Source organism: Streptomyces sp. 8L, assembly GCF_020176795.1.
GTDB lineage: Bacteria > Actinomycetota > Actinomycetes > Streptomycetales > Streptomycetaceae > Streptomyces.
Genome location: NZ_JAIUKE010000114.1, coordinates 1 through 15721 on the forward strand (window position 1 = coordinate 1; position 15721 = coordinate 15721).

At 71.9% G+C, this 15721-nt stretch carries 17 protein-coding genes; 9 read left to right on the forward strand and 8 right to left on the reverse strand.

The features are described from left to right. A partial coding sequence (locus tag LCE31_RS11620; protein ID WP_225014131.1) for an FAD-dependent monooxygenase occupies positions 1–383 on the reverse strand: 383 nt, incomplete at its 3' end. A 115-nt stretch (positions 384–498) separates the two neighbouring features. On the opposite strand from LCE31_RS11620, the gene LCE31_RS11625 reads away from it, so the two are divergent. Beyond that, a complete protein-coding gene (locus LCE31_RS11625; RefSeq protein WP_225014115.1) occupies positions 499–1221 on the forward strand; it encodes a TetR/AcrR family transcriptional regulator in 723 nt (240 codons plus the stop codon). Positions 1222–1516: 295 nt separating this feature from the next. Then, entirely contained in the window at positions 1517–3664 is a 2148-nt protein-coding gene (gene helR, locus LCE31_RS11630; protein ID WP_225014116.1) for an RNA polymerase recycling motor ATPase HelR, read from the forward strand. A gap of 154 nt (positions 3665–3818) precedes the next feature. Here the strand turns inward: helR and LCE31_RS11635 are convergent, their stop codons facing one another. After that, positions 3819–5234: a mercuric reductase gene (locus LCE31_RS11635; RefSeq protein ID WP_225014117.1), complete on the reverse strand. Its 1416-nt coding sequence runs from the start codon at positions 5232–5234 to the stop codon at positions 3819–3821. Positions 5235–5442: 208 nt separating this feature from the next. Between LCE31_RS11635 and LCE31_RS11640 the strand changes: the two genes are divergently transcribed. Beyond that, positions 5443–5985, forward strand: a complete 543-nt coding sequence (locus tag LCE31_RS11640) for a DoxX family protein (RefSeq protein WP_225014118.1) — start codon at positions 5443–5445, stop codon at positions 5983–5985. On the opposite strand, the gene LCE31_RS11645 is transcribed toward LCE31_RS11640, so the two are convergent. Beyond that, complete coding sequence (locus tag LCE31_RS11645; RefSeq protein ID WP_225014119.1) at positions 5880–6155, reverse strand: hypothetical protein; 276 nt, start codon at positions 6153–6155, stop codon at positions 5880–5882. The two genes, LCE31_RS11640 and LCE31_RS11645, sit on opposite strands and share 106 nt — an antisense overlap. Then, complete coding sequence (locus tag LCE31_RS11650; protein ID WP_225014120.1) at positions 6142–7668, reverse strand: PspC domain-containing protein; 1527 nt, start codon at positions 7666–7668, stop codon at positions 6142–6144. The genes LCE31_RS11645 and LCE31_RS11650 overlap by 14 nt, the downstream gene beginning before the upstream one ends. A 138-nt stretch (positions 7669–7806) precedes the next feature. On the opposite strand from LCE31_RS11650, the gene LCE31_RS11655 reads away from it, so the two are divergent. Both LCE31_RS11655 and LCE31_RS11660 read left to right on the forward strand, forming a co-directional pair. Next, positions 7807–9111, forward strand: coding sequence for an ATP-binding protein (locus LCE31_RS11655; RefSeq protein WP_225014121.1), 1305 nt, complete (start codon positions 7807–7809; stop codon positions 9109–9111). Positions 9112–9236: 125 nt separating this feature from the next. Next, on the forward strand, positions 9237–9923 hold the full coding sequence (locus tag LCE31_RS11660; protein WP_225014122.1) for a LuxR C-terminal-related transcriptional regulator: 687 nt from the start codon (positions 9237–9239) through the stop codon (positions 9921–9923). A gap of 21 nt (positions 9924–9944) precedes the next feature. Here LCE31_RS11660 and LCE31_RS11665 read toward each other — a convergent pair whose 3' ends face one another. Next, positions 9945–10085, reverse strand: coding sequence for a hypothetical protein (locus LCE31_RS11665; RefSeq protein WP_225014123.1), 141 nt, complete (start codon positions 10083–10085; stop codon positions 9945–9947). Here LCE31_RS11665 and LCE31_RS11670 point away from each other — a divergent pair. Both LCE31_RS11670 and LCE31_RS11675 read left to right on the forward strand, forming a co-directional pair. After that, positions 10084–11307 carry an AAA family ATPase gene (locus tag LCE31_RS11670; RefSeq protein ID WP_225014124.1) on the forward strand — a complete coding sequence of 408 codons (1224 nt, stop codon included), beginning with the start codon at positions 10084–10086 and terminating at the stop codon, positions 11305–11307. The genes LCE31_RS11665 and LCE31_RS11670 overlap by 2 nt on opposite strands. Further along, positions 11304–11972, forward strand: a complete 669-nt coding sequence (locus LCE31_RS11675; protein ID WP_225014125.1) for a hypothetical protein — start codon at positions 11304–11306, stop codon at positions 11970–11972. The genes LCE31_RS11670 and LCE31_RS11675 overlap by 4 nt, the downstream gene beginning before the upstream one ends. A gap of 150 nt (positions 11973–12122) precedes the next feature. Here LCE31_RS11675 and LCE31_RS11680 read toward each other — a convergent pair whose 3' ends face one another. The 3 genes from LCE31_RS11680 to LCE31_RS11690 all read right to left on the reverse strand — a co-directional run bounded on the left by LCE31_RS11680 (position 12123) and on the right by LCE31_RS11690 (position 14545). Next, positions 12123–13667, reverse strand: coding sequence for a caspase family protein (locus LCE31_RS11680; protein WP_225014126.1), 1545 nt, complete (start codon positions 13665–13667; stop codon positions 12123–12125). Then, positions 13660–14007 (reverse strand): effector-associated constant component EACC1, encoded by a 348-nt coding sequence (locus LCE31_RS11685; RefSeq protein ID WP_225014127.1) that lies wholly within the window; start codon positions 14005–14007, stop codon positions 13660–13662. Before LCE31_RS11685 ends, LCE31_RS11680 begins: the two co-directional genes overlap by 8 nt. Before the next feature lie 121 nt (positions 14008–14128). Further along, positions 14129–14545 (reverse strand): ATP-binding protein, encoded by a 417-nt coding sequence (locus LCE31_RS11690; protein ID WP_225014128.1) that lies wholly within the window; start codon positions 14543–14545, stop codon positions 14129–14131. 69 nt (positions 14546–14614) lie between these two features. Here LCE31_RS11690 and LCE31_RS11695 point away from each other — a divergent pair, with 69 nt between their 5' ends. Both LCE31_RS11695 and LCE31_RS11700 read left to right on the forward strand, forming a co-directional pair. Further along, a complete protein-coding gene (locus LCE31_RS11695) occupies positions 14615–15418 on the forward strand; it encodes a helix-turn-helix domain-containing protein (protein WP_225014129.1) in 804 nt (267 codons plus the stop codon). Then, positions 15415–15657, forward strand: a complete 243-nt coding sequence (locus LCE31_RS11700; protein ID WP_225014130.1) for a DUF397 domain-containing protein — start codon at positions 15415–15417, stop codon at positions 15655–15657. Before LCE31_RS11695 ends, LCE31_RS11700 begins: the two co-directional genes overlap by 4 nt. The last annotated feature ends 64 nt before the right edge of the window (positions 15658–15721 follow it).

Sequence of the window (15721 nt, forward strand, 5' to 3'; positions counted from 1 at the left end):
GGGGGGGGGTGGGGGGGGCCCGGGGGGGTGGGGGGGGGGGGGCGGCGGGCGCGGGGGGGGCGGGGCCCGCGCCCGCCGCCGGGCCCCTGGTCGTCGGAGCCCCGGCCGTCCCGTCGCTCGTTCCCGGGTTCTCGGCGGTCTGCTGTGGGGGCGATCGGCCCCACCCTGGCCAGCATCTCCCGCTGCACCCGCTCGGCGGCGGGGAGCAGGCCGCGGCGGTCGAGCGCCTCGGCCGTCGGGACGTTGATCGCCCCCGCCTTCATTCCCTCGTCCGGCTCGGTCAGCCGCTCGAGCACCTGCACCCTCGCGCCGGAGAGCGCCAGTTCGGCGGCGAGCACGAGCCCCACGGGCCCGGCTCCGACCACGGTCACATCAGTGGTCATGTCAGTGATTGCGTCGTTCTTCGCGTCATTGGCCGCGTCATTGGTTACGTCATTGGTCACGAACACTGTTCTACGAACGAACGGTGTTCGTGTCAAATCGGGCTATGGTGGTCGCGTGAACCCGAGAGAGCGACGCGCGGCACGTCACAGGCCGCCGGACCCCGAGATCGCCCCGGGCCGGGAGTCGCGGCGCCGCAAGATCCCGATCACCGTGGAGCGGGTCGTCGACACCGCGCTGGACCTCGTCGCCGCGGACGGCTACGAGGCGCTGACCATGCGCCGGCTGGCGACCGCGCTCGGCACCGGGCCCGCCTCGCTCTACGCGCACGTGGTCAACAAGGCCGACCTGGACGAGCTACTCATCGGGCGGCTCTGCTCCGTACTCGTCCTGCCCGAGCCCGATCCCGGTGCCTGGCGCGAGCAGATCCGCGGCGTGTGCGCGCAGATCCGCGACCAGTACCTGAAGTACCCCGGGATCTCCCGCGCCGCGCTCGCCATGGCCCCCACCGACCTGGAGACCGTGCGGGTCAATGAGGGCATGCTGGCCATCCTGCTCGCCGGCGGCGTCGCCCCGCAGGCCGCCGCCTGGGCCATCGACGCCCTCCTGCTGTATGTGGCCGCCTACTGCCTGGAGGCGTCGATCGCACGTCAGCGGTCAGCCCACGACGACGACGTCTGGGTGCTCGACCGCGAGGAACTGCTCCGCAGGTTCGCCGCTCTGCCGCCCGCGGTCTTTCCCCATGTCACGCGGCACGCCGTCGAGTTGACCGCGGGCGAGGGCCATGACCGGTTCGACTTCACGCTCGGCCTGATGATCGACGGCCTCGCCCAGCGCTGAGTGCTGTCGCCCGGTCGCCGTAAGCCGACCGAGTCAGCCGACCGAGTCAGCCGGCCGCCGTCAGCCGGTCGCGTCGTTCGGTCGTATCAGCCGGCAGCCGTCGGCCGGTCAGCACCCCCAGACGGCACCGCCGGTCAGCACCATCGGCCGGTCCGGGCCCGGGATGAGAAAAGGCAAGAGGGGAAACCCACCTCTTGCCACTTTGAACATATAGCGCACTGGGGGGCTTGCGGCAAGGCCCCCTTCGTACCGCAGAATCGCTCGCCCAGGCCGGAACCCGCGGAAAGCCGATGACATGAACTCCCCGATGGCGGGCGCCTTCGCCCTGCCCGACCACCTTTCCCCCAAGGCCGATCCGGCGCTGATCGCCGATGACGAGAGGCACTTCGCGGCGATCGCCGAGTGCCTCGACCAGTCGATCGCCGAACTGTCCGACGCCCTCGACGCCTTGCGCAGGGCGCCCGGCGGCCTGGGCCGGGAGGCGATGGACCGGGACACGGAGATCCACCGGCTGACCTCCCGGCTGCGTGCGCTGCGCCGCTACGGTCTCGACCTGTGCCTCGGTCACATGGTCGGTACGGACGGCTCCGAGCCCGTGTACGTCGGACGGCTCGGCCTGACGGACCGTACGGGCCGCAGGCTGCTGCTCGACTGGCGCTCCCCGGCGGTCGAACCGTTCTTCGGCGCCACCCACGCGAACCCCATGGGGCTCGCGAGTCGCCGCAGGTACCGCTGGACCCGCGGCCGGATCAGCGACTACTGGGACGAGGTGTTCACCGCGGACGGGTTCGCCGGGCACGCCGCGCTCGACGACCAGTCCGCCTTCATCGCCAGCCTCGGCGCCAACCGTTCGACCCGGATGCGGGACGTGCTCGGCACCATCCAGGCCGACCAGGACGCCATCATCCGCGCGGACTCGCGCGGCGCGCTCGTCGTCGACGGCGGCCCGGGCACCGGCAAGACGGTCGTCGCGCTGCACCGTTCCGCGTACCTCCTCTACTCCGATCCCCGCCTCGGCCACCGCAGGGGCGGCGTGCTCTTCGTCGGCCCGCACCAGCCCTACCTGGGTTACGTCGCCGACGTCCTGCCGAGCCTCGGCGAGGAGGGCGTGGCGACCTGCACGCTGCGGGACCTCGTCACCGAGGGCGCCGAGGCGGGGACCGAGGCCGACCCGGAGGTGGCCCGCCTGAAGTCGTCCGCGGACCTGGTGGGGGCGATCGAGCCGGCCGTCGGGTTCTACGAGGCGCCGCCCACCGAGGGCATGACGGTCACGACCCCCTGGTCCGACGTCTGGCTGAGCGCCGCCGACTGGGCGGAGGCCTTCCAAGCGGCGGAGGCCGGTATCCCGCACAACGAGGCGCGCGAGCGGATCTGGGAGGAACTGCTCACGATCCTGATCGACAAGCACGACGGCGACGCGCCCCCCGAACTGCTGCGCAAGGCGCTCCGGCAGGACAGGGAACTGGTCACGGCCCTCCACCGCGCGTGGCCGCTGCTCGAAGCGGCCGACCTCGTCTCCGACCTGTGGACGGTCCCCGCCTACCTGCGCCTGTGCGCCCCCTGGCTCGACCGCGACGACGTCCGGAGGCTGCAACGCGCCGACGCCCGCGCCTGGACGGTGTCCGACCTGCCGTTCCTGGACGCGGCACGACAGCGGCTCGGCGACCCGGAGGCGGCGCGGCGCGAGCGCAGGCGCAGCGCCGCCCTCGCCGCCCAGCGTGAGCGCATGGACCACGTCATCGACGGCCTGCTCCAGGCCGACGACGACGGAGAGGGCGCCGTGACGATGCTGCACGGGCAGGATCTGCGGGACAGCCTGGTCGACGAGGCGGCCCTGCCGGCCGCCGGCCCCGACCGGCTCGCGGGCCCCTTCGCGCACGTCGTCGTGGACGAGGCCCAGGAACTGACCGACGCCCAGTGGCAGATGCTGCTGCTGCGCTGCCCGTCCCGGAGCTTCACCATCGTCGGTGACCGGGCCCAGGCCAGGCACGGGTTCACGGAGTCGTGGCAGGAGCGGCTCGATCGGGTCGGCCTCGACCGGATCAGCCTGGCGTCCCTGAGCATCAACTACCGCACGCCGGAAGAGATCATGGCGGAGGCCGAGCCCGTCATCCGGGCGGTGCTGCCCGACGCCAACGTGCCGGTGTCCGTCCGCGGCAGCGGCATCCCCGTCGTGCACGCTCGCGCCTCGGACCGGGACGCGATCCTCGACGCCTGGCTGGCCGTGAACGCGGACGGGGTCGCCTGCGTCATCGGCGACCCCGCCTTCCGGGCGACGCGCCGTGTCCGGTCCCTGACCCCGGAGCTGTCGAAGGGGCTGGAGTTCGACCTCGTCGTCCTCGTCGACCCGGAATCGTTCGGCCGGGGCATCGAGGGAGCGGTCGACCGCTATGTCGCGATGACCCGGGCGACCCGGGAACTCGTCATCCTCACGAGCTCCTGAGCCCGGTCGAGTTCCTGGCCCGGTCGAGTTCCTGATCCCCGGCGAGCTCCTGGCCCGGTCGGGCTCAGGAACCGGACGAGCTCCTGAGCCCGGACGAACCCCTCGTCCGGGGCGGGCTGTTGGAGCCGGCGCCGTACGCGCGAGCGCGGGGATCTCAGGCGTCGGCGGTCGCGAAGAGGGTGTTGAGCCCTTCGGCGAGGAGGGGGTGGGTGAAGATGGCGTCCGCCATGGCGGTGTGGGGGAGCCCGCCCAGCATGGCGACCTGGATGATCGTCATGATCTCGCCGCCTTCGGGGCCCAGCACGGTGGCACCGAGGATCTGGTGGGTGTCCGCGTCGATGACGGCTTTCATGAAGCCCCGTGTCTCGCCGGTTTCGAGGGCCCGGATGACGGCGCTCATCGGCAGTTTCGCGACGAGTACGGAGCGGTTCTCCTCCCTGGCCTGCCGTTCGGTCATGCCGACGCGGCCGAGCTGCGGGTCGATGAACGTGGTGTACGGGACGACCCTGTCCCGTGTGCTCGCCTTCTCGCCGCCGAGCAGGTTGGCCCGCAGGACGCGGTAGTCGTCGTAGGAGAGGTGGGTGAACGCCGGGCCGCCCTTGACGTCTCCCATGGCGTAGACGCCGGGGGCGGAGGTCTCCAGGAACTCGTCGACCTCGATGAAGCCCCTGTCGCTGAGCCGGATACCGGCGGCGGCCGGTGCGAGTGCCTCCGTGTTGGGAACGCGGCCGATGGCCGACAGCAGGTGGGACCCCTCGATCCGCCGCTCGCCGTCCGGAGTGACGACGGTGAGCAGGACCCGCCCGCTGCGCGCGTTCTCGATCCGGCTCGGGGTGGAGGACGTCAGGACGGTGATCCCGTCCTCACGCAGGATGGCGGCGACCTCGTCCGAGACGTCCTCGTCCTCGTTCTTCATCAGGCGGGGGCCGGTCTGGACGATCGTGACGTCGCTTCCGAACCGGCGGAACATCTGCCCGAACTCCAGGCCGATGTAGCCCCCGCCGAGAATGATCAGGTGCTCGGGGAGTTCGTCCAGCTCCATGACCGAGGTGGAGTCAAGGACGGGGACGTCCCGCGCGCCGCTGATCGTCAGGGCTCTGGGCCTCGTGCCGGTGTCGACAACGATCACCGGCGCGCCGATCTGCCGCGTCCCGCCGCCCGTCAGCGCGATCTCCAGCGTCTTGGGGCCCGTGAAACGGGCCTCGCCCTCGATCAGGTCGAGCCCTTCTCGCGGCAGCCGGCTCGCGTAGTTGTCCCGCGCGCCCGCGACCATGGCCCGGGTGCGCTCGCGCACCGCGGCGAGGTCGACCGACACCGGGCCGGTGCGCACCCCGTATGCGGCGCCGCGCCGTGCCTGATGGGCGAGGCGGGCACTGGCGACCATCGTCTTCGTCGGCGTGCACCCGGTGTTCACGCAGACGCCGCCCAGGTGGCCGCGCTCGACGAGCGCCACCTTCTTGCCCGCCTTCGCGAGGTCGATGGGGAGGAATCGGCCGCCCTGGCTGGTCCCGATCACGATCACGTCGTAATTTTCGTTCTCGGTTTCGTTTTTGTCGCTCTCATCCGGCATGGCGCGATCGTAACGCCGTGTGATCGGGCAAGGGCTGAAGGTGACAGTCGTGTGGGGCCGCGTCCGGGAGCGGGGCGGCTGGGGCGGTCTGCTCCACGCCGTCTTCGATCGGGGTGAGCGTCCGGGCCGCCGCGTGCGTATGCACTAATGAACCTCGCGGGCGGGACCGGCTCGCGGGTACCCGGGTGGAGAGGAAGGCGGACCGGCCATGGCACAGGGTTTTCGGACGAACAGCTTGGGGACGGTGGGCGACGGCGGCCCGGGCAGGGCCCGGGGGTGGCGGGGGATACCTCCGGTCTACGGGTTGCTGCCGCTGCGTGTGTTCCTCGGTGTGACCTTCCTCTACGCGGGCATCGACAAGCTCACCACCCACGGGTTCCTCGACTCCAGTGGGCCGGGCTCCATCGGGGAGATGATGCACGGCGTGCGCGACAGCGCCGCGATCCCCGCGCTCGTCGATCTCGCGCTCAAGAGCCCGACGGGCTTCGGCATGGCGATCGCGCTGGGCGAACTGGCCGTCGGCATCGGCACTTTGTTCGGCGTTTTCGGCCGGGTCGCCGCCGCCGGCGGCGCGGTCATCTCGCTCAGCCTCTGGCTCACGGTGAGCTGGCAGTCCACGCCGTACTACTACGGCAATGACCTCGCCTACTTGATGGCCTGGCTCCCCCTCGTGCTCGTCGGGTCGCCGGTGCTGTCCTTCGACTCGCTGCGGTCGGGCTCGGGCCGCGGATGGCGCCGCCGCGCGCTGTGAACGGCCAGGCCGACGACCGCGGCCAGCACCAGCCCGCCGAACAGCAGCGGCAGCGCCGTGTACCACTCGGTGCGCCAGGTGCCCGCGGTGTCGCCCGCGTACAGCACCGCCGTGCCGATGGCGACGAGGCCCACGATCGTCCGTCCCGGCTTCGCCTCATGACGCTGCACGGGTCACCTCCACCTCTCCGAGACCGACGTCGAGCCTGAGTGCGAGCGTCCCGGTCCCCGTCGCCGCGTGCGGCGCGTGCGCCCCGTGCTCCGGTGCCGCCGGGTACGTCCTGTGCAGCGTCTGGTTCGGCGCTATGTGCAGCTCGTTCGAGCTGTCCCCGGGCAGCCGGACGGCCCCCGCCGTCGTCCCCGCCCGTATGTCGAGGGCCGTGCCCGCCGGTACGAGCACCTTGAGCCGGCCGCCGCCGACATGCGCGGACGTACGCACCGTCGTCCCGGCGGCGACCTTCAGACCACGCAGGTCGAGCGTCCCGACCCCCGACCCCAGCCGGTACGAAGGCGCCACGGCGGCCGTGTTCGCGGGCCGCCAGGTCGCGCGGCTCCAGTGCGTACTGATGTCGGAGGGCAGCGCCGTGGACGCCGCGAGCAGCAGCGTCGTCACGATCGTCAGGAAGATCGTGCCGAAACCGGCGCGGAAGACGAACGAGGTCAGGATCAGGCCCGCGCCCAGCACGGCGAGCGCGAGCGCGAGACCGATCTGGAGGGTGACCCCCAGCGGGTGCGCGTGCCACGAGAGCCAGGTGCCGAGGCCGCCCGCCACCAGCGCCGCGAAGAAGATCGAACCGCCGATGTCGGCCGGCCGCTGGGCCTCCACCACCAGGTCGGCCGCGGCGGCGCCCTCCGCGCCGTATGCCCACGCGGACGGGCCGGCGCGCCGCACGCGGCGCATCCTGGTGGACCCACGCCGCCCCGTGGACGGCTCGTCCTCCGGGCCCCACAGGTACGTCGCCGCGTAGTGGCCCGTCGTGCCGTCCTTGACGATGGGATCGCGCCACCACGACGGGCCCCCGGGCACCGGCGGCGCCTTCGTCTCGGGCGGGGCGTCCGGCACGGTGTACGCGGCGGCCGGATCGGGCGGGCCGCCCGCCGCGGCGGCCTCACGGCGGTGCTTCGCGTAGACACCGGAGGCCACGACCGCGCACGTCAGCATGACGGCGAAGCTGAGCGTGCCGCCATTGCCGAGCATGGACAGGAACAGGCCGCAGCCGATGAGCGCGAGCAGAACCGCGATCAGCGCCGCGCCCTCGACGCGGCCGGAGAGCAGCTTGCGCCCCTCGTTCTCCTCCTCGCCCTCCATCGGGATCAGCAGCCAGGCGAACCCGTAGAAGATCATTCCGAGTCCGCCCGCGACGCTCAGGACGCCCACGACGATGCGGAAGACGACCGGATCGACGTCGCAATAGCGGCCGAGGCCGCCGCACACCCCGCCGAGGACCTTCTGCCGGGGGCTGCGCGTGAGCGTCCCGCGCCCCTCTGCGTCCTTCGCCTTCTCCCTCGCCTTCTCCCTCTCGGACGACGCGGCGGAGCCGGACGGCGCTGAGTCGGCGGAGCCGGACGGCCCGTCCTGCGGGGCGCGCGCCTTCGAAGCGGAGCGGTCCGGGGCGCTGGGCCCGGCTCCGCTCCGCTCCGGCTCGTGCCGGTCGGGCCCGACGGGCTCTGGCGGGGGTGTCATACGTCCATGGTGGCGGCAGCCCACCCTCGTTCTCCACCGGTGACGACCCTGGGCCATCCCTGAGATTGACCCCCGACGTCCCTGATATCGGCCCCGAACCGGTGCCGGGCCGCGTCCGCTCGTGTGACCATCGAAGACATGCCAGCCGCCGCCCCGCCCCGAGCCGCCACGTCCGAGGAGCAGCCCCCGCGCAAGCTGTACCGGAGCGTGGACGGCCGTTTCCTCGGCGGTGTGGCGCGCGGTCTCGCGGGACACCTCGGGCTGCCCGTCGTCTGGGTGCGGCTCGCGTTCCTCGCGCTCTTCTTCGCGCAGGGCCTGGGCGCCCTGCTGTACGCGGTGTTCTGGATCGTCGTCCCGCTCGGCGTGGGCGGCACGTCGGCGGTCCAGCCCCATCCCATGTTCGAGGTCCAGCCCGACGGCAGCCGCAGGCTGCGCAGGCCCGACAAGGGCCAGGTCTTCGCGCTCGTCGCGCTGGCGGTCGGCGCGGTCATCTTCATCAGCAGGGTGAACATGGGCCTGTCGGGGACCGGCCGCTACATCTGGCCGGTGCTGCTGATCGGCGCCGGGCTCGTGCTGGTCTGGCGCCAGGCGGACAACGCACGCCGTGCGCGGTGGACGGAGATCGGCAGGCGCCGCCGGGTGCTCCAGCTCGCGCGCGGTGTCGCGGGCGTCGCGCTGGTGGGGCTCGGCCTGACGGTCTTCGTCGTGGTGCGCGGCTCGGCGGCCCAGTTCGGCAATGTGCTGACGGCGTCGATCGCCGTGGTCGCGGGCATCGGCCTGCTCGTCGGGCCCTGGCTCGTACGGATGACGCAGGACCTGTCCGAGGAGCGGCTGATGCGCATCAGGGCGCAGGAGCGCGCGGAGGTCGCGGCGCATGTGCACGACTCGGTCCTGCACACCCTCACCCTGATCCAGCGCAACGCCGACGACGGCGGCGAGGTGCGGCGCCTCGCCCGCGCCCAGGAGCGCGAGCTGCGCGCGTGGCTGTACCGCCCGGAGGGCAGGGGCAAGGACGAGGCGGACGAGCCGGACACGCTCGCCGACTCGGTGGAGAGGACGGCCGCCGAGGTGGAGGACCACCACGGGGTGCCGATCGAGGTCGTCGTTGTGGGCGACTGCCCGATGGACGAGAAGCTCGGCGCGCAGCTCCAGGCCGCGCGCGAGGCCATGGTCAATGCCGCGAAGTACGGTGGCGAGGGCGGCGCGGTGCAGGTGTACGCGGAGGTGGAGGGCCGCTCGGTCTTCGTCTCCGTACGGGACAGGGGCCCCGGCTTCGATCTCGACGCGGTGCCGGACGACCGGATGGGCGTCCGGGGTTCGATCATCGGAAGAATGCAGCGCAACGGCGGTACGGCACGGCTGCGGACGGCGCCCGAGGGCGGCACGGTGGTCGAGCTGGAGATGGACCGCGCACCGGACACGGCCGCGCGGGCGGAGGGGTGACGGCCGCCACGAGCGGCGGGGAACTGGGCCGGTCGCCCGAGTCCGCGGCAGCGGGCAGCGGCCGAGGCAGCGGCCCGGGCGGCAACAGCAGTAGCACGCACGACACGACCGAGGGACGGACGGACATGAACAGCGACGACGCATCGGGGGCGCGCCACGTGCGCGTCGTGCTGGTGGACGACCACCGGATGTTCCGCACGGGCGTGCAGGCCGAGATCGGCCGTACGGAGGAGACCGGAGTGGAGGTCGTCGGTGAGGCGGCCGACGTGGACCAGGCCGTCACGGTCATCACCGCGACACGCCCCGAGGTCGTACTCCTCGACGTCCACCTCCCCGGCGGCGGCGGTGTGGAGGTGCTGCGGCGCTGCGCCCCGCTGATGGGCGCGGTGGACAACCCGGTCCGCTTCCTCGCCCTGTCGGTGTCGGACGCGGCCGAGGACGTCATCGGTGTGATCCGGGGCGGCGCGCGCGGCTACGTGACGAAGACGATCACCGGCACGGACCTCGTCAACTCCGTCTTCCGCGTGCAGGAGGGCGACGCCGTCTTCTCGCCGCGCCTGGCCGGCTTCGTCCTGGACGCCTTCGCCTCGACGGACGCGCCCCCGGTGGACGAAGACCTGGACCGCCTCACCCAGCGCGAGCGCGAGGTACTGCGCCTGATCGCGCGCGGCTACGCGTACAAGGAGATCGCGAAGCAGCTGTTCATCTCGGTGAAGACGGTCGAGTCCCATGTCTCGGCGGTCCTGCGCAAACTCCAGCTCTCCAACCGCCACGAACTCACCCGGTGGGCGACGGCCCGGCGCCTGGTCTGAGGCCGGCTCTGGGCCGCTCCGTCAGGGCGCGATGCTCTGTCTGAGGGCGGCGGGTACGAGTCCGTGCGAGAGGGCCTGCGGGGGCGTGCGGGGGCGTGCGGAGGTGATGCCCGCGCCGGTCAGGTCCCTTCGGCGCATGCGCACCGGGTAGGTTCGCCCCATGCCCGGCCTCCTCCTGGAACTCCGCATCGAGAACTTTCGCAGTCTGCGGGATGTGACCCTCCCCCTGGGCCCGCTCACCGTGCTGGTGGGCCCGAACGGTGTGGGCAAATCGAACGTCCTCGGTGTCTTCGACTTCCTCGCCGCCATGATCCGAACGGACCTTCAGCCGGCGCTCGACGAGCGCGGGGGCTTCGACGAAGTGGGGTTCTGGGGCGGAGACCGGCCTCCGACCTCGATGAAGATCCACCTCAAGGCCGTCTGGACGACCTACGCGAGCACCAACGCGCCGGACGAGTACACACTCACCATCCGCAGGCGTTCGCTGCCCCACAACCGCGATGCGTACGCCCTGTCCCGTGAGGAGAGCTTCGCGTTCAAGCGCACCCGGGGCAGGGGGCGGCGCATCAGGATCTCCGGCGAGGAGGCCCGGGTGGTCGAGGACCGAGCCGGCCACGAGAGGGACCGGGGCAGCTTCGGTATCCAGCGGCTGAGCAGCGGCCTGTCCACCCTGCCTCGCCTCGGGCGCTCAGACGGGGGCGAGGAGGTCGCGCGCGTCGCTGAACGGCTGTCTTCCTTCCGGGTGTTCGACGTGGACGTCGCCGCCGCGAGACAGCCCACCCGGGCGCGCTCCACCCTCGCGGGCCGCCTGGACGCACACGCCGAGAACCTGGCCGCCTTCCTCGTCCACCTCAGCGCGGACGAGGACCGCTGGGACCTTCTCACGAAGGACGCACGCCGCGTCCTGCCGCAGTTGGAGGCCATCGAATTCGAACAGGTCGGGGGCTACGCCGACCGACTCGCGGTGGTGCTGCACGAGAAGGGCCTGAGGCGCACCACGCCACTGGCGGACGCTTCGTTCGGCACGGTACGGCTCCTGGGCCTGCTCGCCATGCTCTACGACCCGGAGCCGCCCGCTCTCACGTGCGTGGAGGAGATCGATCACGGCCTGCACCCGCAGGCCCTGGAACTCATCGTCGAGCGGCTGAGAGAGGCGTCCAAGCGTACGCAGCTGATCGTGGCGACGCATTCTCCCGCCCTGGTCGACCGGTTGGAGCCGAGCGAGTTCATCGTGTGCGACCGCGACGACAGCGGCGCGTCGATCATTCCGGCCCTGTCGGCCGAAGAGATCGAGGAGATCGTCGCGGAGACGGGGGACAGGCCGCTGGGAGAGCTGTGGTTCTCCGGGGACCTCGGAGGCGATCTCACCGAGGACGAACTGTGAGCGCGCGGGGCCGGCGCGGCGCCGGAAGACCCGCCGGGCGAGGTGTCGTCGTCCTGGCGGGTGAGAGCGCGAACGACCGCCGGATGCTGGCCGCGCTCATCAAGGCCGCCCACCCGGAACTGGCCCGCGCGGTCTCTCTTACGGAGATCACCGACCCGGTCCGGCTGCGCAAGAAGTCGGGGGCCGCCCTCGCGACGGCCGCCGACACACTGGTACGCAAGGCCAGGGGCAAGGCCAGGCTCAGGGCGGGCGAGTTCGTCGGCATCGCCGTCCACGAGGACATGGATGCCTGCCCGGGGCCGGAATACGATGCCGCGCGGCGGGACGTCTCCGCGGCGCTGAGCAGGGCGGCCGGGACGTCCTCTTCGGTCTACGCCCTCGCGGCGGCCGAGTCCGAGGCGTGGCTCCTGCTGTTCCCCGACGCCTTCACCCTGTATCGGCCCTCCTGGACGGTTCCGGCCGCGTGGCGGGGCAAGGACACGGGCCGGCGGCAGCGGCCGAAGGAGGACATCGAGGCCGAGTTCAGCAGCCCGCCCTTCCGGGAGAGCGACGGCCCGGAGGTGATGACCCGAGCCCTCGGCCACGGACTGCTCACCCGGCCCGTCGGCTCGAACCGCTCCTACAGCGAGTTCGTAGCGGATCTGACGGCGTGGGAGGTTCCGTAGCGCGCCCGCATCGGTGACGGGTGCGCGGCGCGCCCCGGCGCACCCCTGTGCTCGGGGCACGCCGGGCGAGGGGACACGCTGTGTTCGTCGGGGGAGGCCCGCCGCACCCCTGCCCTCGGGCTCCGCCCGTCCGGTCCAGGAGCCTGTGGCTCAGTCGCTTTCCGCGGGCTTCTTCCAGAGGGTCACGGTGAGCCTGAACGTCGGATTCCTCGGGGACGTCTGCAACCCGTGCCGGTAGGGCGCGCCGATGCCCTTGAACGTCAGCTTCGCGACATGGCCGCCGTTCGTGGTGACGCACCACGACGCCCCCTGCTTCACGTCCCTCGCCAGCACCAGGGCTCCGAGTGATCCGGTGCGTGCCGCGTCCGCACACTGAGCGGCGGTGCGGACCCCGGGCCCCGCGGTACCGAAGTGCACCTGGGGATCGCTGTCGGTGTTCGGCTCCAGGGCTCCGGCGCTCTCCTCGTCCTCGTCGGCACAGCCGTGATAGGCGAGATCCCCGTCCTTTCCCGACGTGTCCAGGCCGTTGAAGTGGCCGAGGGAGACCCCGGGGAGGTCCAGGTCGAGCACCTGGTACCCCGTGTCACCGCAGTCGGCGGCCGGCCAGGTGATCTCCTTGTCCCGGTAGACCACCGTGTCCACGGGCGAGGGGCTCTGCGACGCGGGCGACTTCGGGGACGTCGACCCCGTGCGCGCGTGGTGCGCGGTGTCCGAGACGCTGGGGGAGGGGCCGGGGTCCGGCGTCTCGTGCTGGTTGAACGCGGCGGCGACGCCCCAGGCGGCCGCCGCGAAGGCCAGCGCCGAGACCGTGACGAGAGCCGCGCGCCGCGCCCGGGGTGCGACAGGTGCTGCGGGTTCGGCGGGTTCGGCGGGGCGCGGTACCGGTGGTTCGCCCCAGCCGCCGCTCCCCTGGGGCGGTGGTCCGCCGGGCCGTGTGCCGGTGCCGGCGGCTCCGGCGGCGGTACGAGGGCCGGTGCCCCTGCTCAGGGCGAGCAGGCCGGTGTCGCCCGACGACATCCGCTGGGGCTCGGGCAGGCCCCGGCCGATCAGGTTCCGGTGCACGTCGCGGTGGAGGTCGTCCAGGCTGCGCGGCCCGGGACTGTCCAGCGCCGACAGCAGCGCCCCCGTGTACGCGGTGTACCGGTCGCCCGCCGGGGCGAGGGCGGGGGCGGTCTCGGGCGTGGAGGTCAGTGTGTACGTACCGGTCAGATCGAGCTGGCCGAGCACCAGGCTGCTGGTCCCCGACATGGCCGTCAGCGCCTGCCCGGAGAAGCAGCAGTCGACGATCAGCACCCGGTTGGCGGCGCGCGCGCCGGTGACGGTCCGTTTGACGAGGCCCACCGGCACGGCGGAGTAGCCGACATGGTCCGTGACGGTGCTGCCTACGGCGAGGTGCAGGAGCCCTCCGTCGTCCAGCACACCGTGTCCCGCGTAGTAGACGAGCAGCAGGTCGTCGGCCTCGCCCGCCGCCCACGACAGCGCCTCGCCCACGGCCCGCGGATCGGTCGGATCTGCGACCGTACGGCAGTGGGCGGGCGGCAGCAGCCCGGTCACCGGGTGGGTGAGCGCGCCCCACAGGCCGGTCAGGTTCTCGCGGACCGAGGGCAGCGGCGGCAGCCTGCCGTCGGCGAACCTGCTGACGCCGAGCAGTACGGCCCGACTCCTCGCCCCGTCCGGCAGGCGGACATCACTCACTGCCCTGCTCCCGGGCCGCGGCGAGCAGTTCGCGTGCGGCGGCGACGGGATCGGCGGCGCGCTTGATGTCGATCTCGATCCGGCGCCCTTCGTGCTGCACGACCACCCGGGCACTGCCGCGCCGCGACGCCACCCAGGTGCACAGCGGCGTCAGCACGGAGGCGAGACCGCCACCGCCCAGCACCACACCGAGCGTGTCGAGGACACCGCCCATCTGCCCGGGCTCCGGCGGGCGCCGCACCCAGTCCACCCGGCCGCGCAGTGCGCTGTCCGACACCAGCCACGCGCGCAGCGCGGTCAGTTGCGCGGCACCGTCCGCGCCGGGCACCTCCAATGTCACCTTCCCGGTTTCCGAACCGGCCCCCGTAGTCACCGCGTTGCTTCCCTTCCCCAGGAAAATCGTCCGGCCATCCTGGCACGGGCGACTCCGAGCGGAAACCGGCTTCGGCCGGACGCCACGGTCAGAGCGACGACCCGCACACGGGGGCGAGTTCGAACCACACGGTCTTTCCGATCCCGTACGGCCTGGGCTCGGCGCCCCAGCGCGTCGCGAGCGCCTCCACCAGCGCAAGGCCGCGCCCCGTCTCGTCGTCCGAGGACGCGTGGCGCGCGTGCGGCATCGAGTTGCAGGCGTCGGACACCTCGATCCGCAGGCGCTCGGCGGCGTCGTCCAGCAGCGCCCGCGTCCAGATCTCGCGCCCCGGCGCACACCCCCCGTGCCGGAGGGCGTTCGTGACGAGTTCGCTCAGCAACAGGACGCCGGTTTCGGCCATTTCATCAGGGATTTTCCACTCCGCCGCCTGTACGGAGAGCAACGAACGGGCGCGCGCGACGATGCGGGGGTGGCGGTTGAAGTGCCACTCGACCTCGTGATTCATGTCACGCAGACTGCCGACATGCGCCATGCTGGCGTAGTCACGACGCGTGTACGGAGGGTGGCTGTACCCATGGAGAACACCCCGCCGCCGATGGCCTGGCGGTACTGCGGAAACCAGATCAAGCGCTGGCGCGAACGCTCCGGCGTCACCCGTGAGGCTCTTGCGGACGAGGCCAGTTGCTCGTACGAGTACGTCAAGTCCATGGAGACGGGGCGGCGGCGGCCGACGCTGCATCTGCTGCGCGTCGCGGACGGGCTCTGCGAGGCGGGCGGGTTACTGCTGGCTGCTCAGGAGTACTTGCAGCCGGAGAAGTACGTCTCGTACGCGGAGGACTTCGTACGGTACGAGGCGGAGGCGATCGCGGTGTCGTCGTACGAGCCGTTGTTGATTCCTGGGCTGTTGCAGACGGAAGAGATGGCCTTCGCCCTGCTTGCTGCCGATTGGCCGCCGCTGGACGACGAGACGATCCAGGTGCGGGTCGCGGGGCGATTGGAGCGGCAGACTCTGCTCGACAAGGCCACTCGGTCGTACAGTTTCGTGATCGCCGAGGGGGTGCTCCGGAACCCGGTCTTGCCTCTGGATGGGCACAAGCGCCAGTTGCTGCATCTGCTCGAAGTGGGAAAGCGGCGCAATGTGATGATCCAAGTGCTGCCTGCGGGTACTGCGAGCCCGGGGCTGAGCGGCTCTCTGGTGTTGCTGGAGACCCCGGAGCACGACCAACTCGCGTACGAGGAGGGGCAGCTCTCGGGCATGCTCTACGCCGACCCGGAAAAGGTCTCCTTCGCCGCGCAACGCCATGCCATGATCCTCCGGCAGGCTCTCAGCCCGGAGGAGTCGGCGCGTCTCATCAGGAAGTTGGCGGAGGAGCTATGAAAACCGACCTGACCTGGTTCAAGTCGTCCTACAGCAATACCTCGGGCGGCAACTGCGTAGAAGTCGCCCTCGCATGGCGGAAGTCCACCTACAGCAGTTCGGGTGGCGGCAACTGCGTAGAGATCGCCACCTGCCCCGACCGTGTGCACGTCCGTGACTCGAAGCTCAAGGGGCAGGGTCAACTCGCCGTTCCCGCCCGCTCCTGGGCGGACTTCGTCGCGTTCGCGCGGCGCGGCTGAGACTCGGGATTCGAGGGGCCGGACCCGAGCGCCCTTTCCAAGGAAGGGGCGGTAGGTCTTACCC

Coding starts and splice junctions, on each gene's coding strand:
- LCE31_RS11635 (WP_225014117.1), bottom strand. CDS start 5,234: ATGCCGGATGAGAGCGACAAAAACGAAACCGAGAACGAAAATTACGAC.
- LCE31_RS11665 (WP_225014123.1), bottom strand. CDS start 10,085: ATGGGGCGAACCTACCCGGTGCGCATGCGCCGAAGGGACCTGACCGGC.
- LCE31_RS11670 (WP_225014124.1), top strand. CDS start 10,084: ATGCCCGGCCTCCTCCTGGAACTCCGCATCGAGAACTTTCGCAGTCTG.
- LCE31_RS11660 (WP_225014122.1), top strand. CDS start 9,237: ATGAACAGCGACGACGCATCGGGGGCGCGCCACGTGCGCGTCGTGCTG.
- LCE31_RS11695 (WP_225014129.1), top strand. CDS start 14,615: ATGGAGAACACCCCGCCGCCGATGGCCTGGCGGTACTGCGGAAACCAG.
- LCE31_RS11690 (WP_225014128.1), bottom strand. CDS start 14,545: ATGAATCACGAGGTCGAGTGGCACTTCAACCGCCACCCCCGCATCGTC.
- LCE31_RS11650 (WP_225014120.1), bottom strand. CDS start 7,668: ATGACACCCCCGCCAGAGCCCGTCGGGCCCGACCGGCACGAGCCGGAG.
- LCE31_RS11640 (WP_225014118.1), top strand. CDS start 5,443: ATGGCACAGGGTTTTCGGACGAACAGCTTGGGGACGGTGGGCGACGGC.
- helR (WP_225014116.1), top strand. CDS start 1,517: ATGAACTCCCCGATGGCGGGCGCCTTCGCCCTGCCCGACCACCTTTCC.
- LCE31_RS11655 (WP_225014121.1), top strand. CDS start 7,807: ATGCCAGCCGCCGCCCCGCCCCGAGCCGCCACGTCCGAGGAGCAGCCC.
- LCE31_RS11700 (WP_225014130.1), top strand. CDS start 15,415: ATGAAAACCGACCTGACCTGGTTCAAGTCGTCCTACAGCAATACCTCG.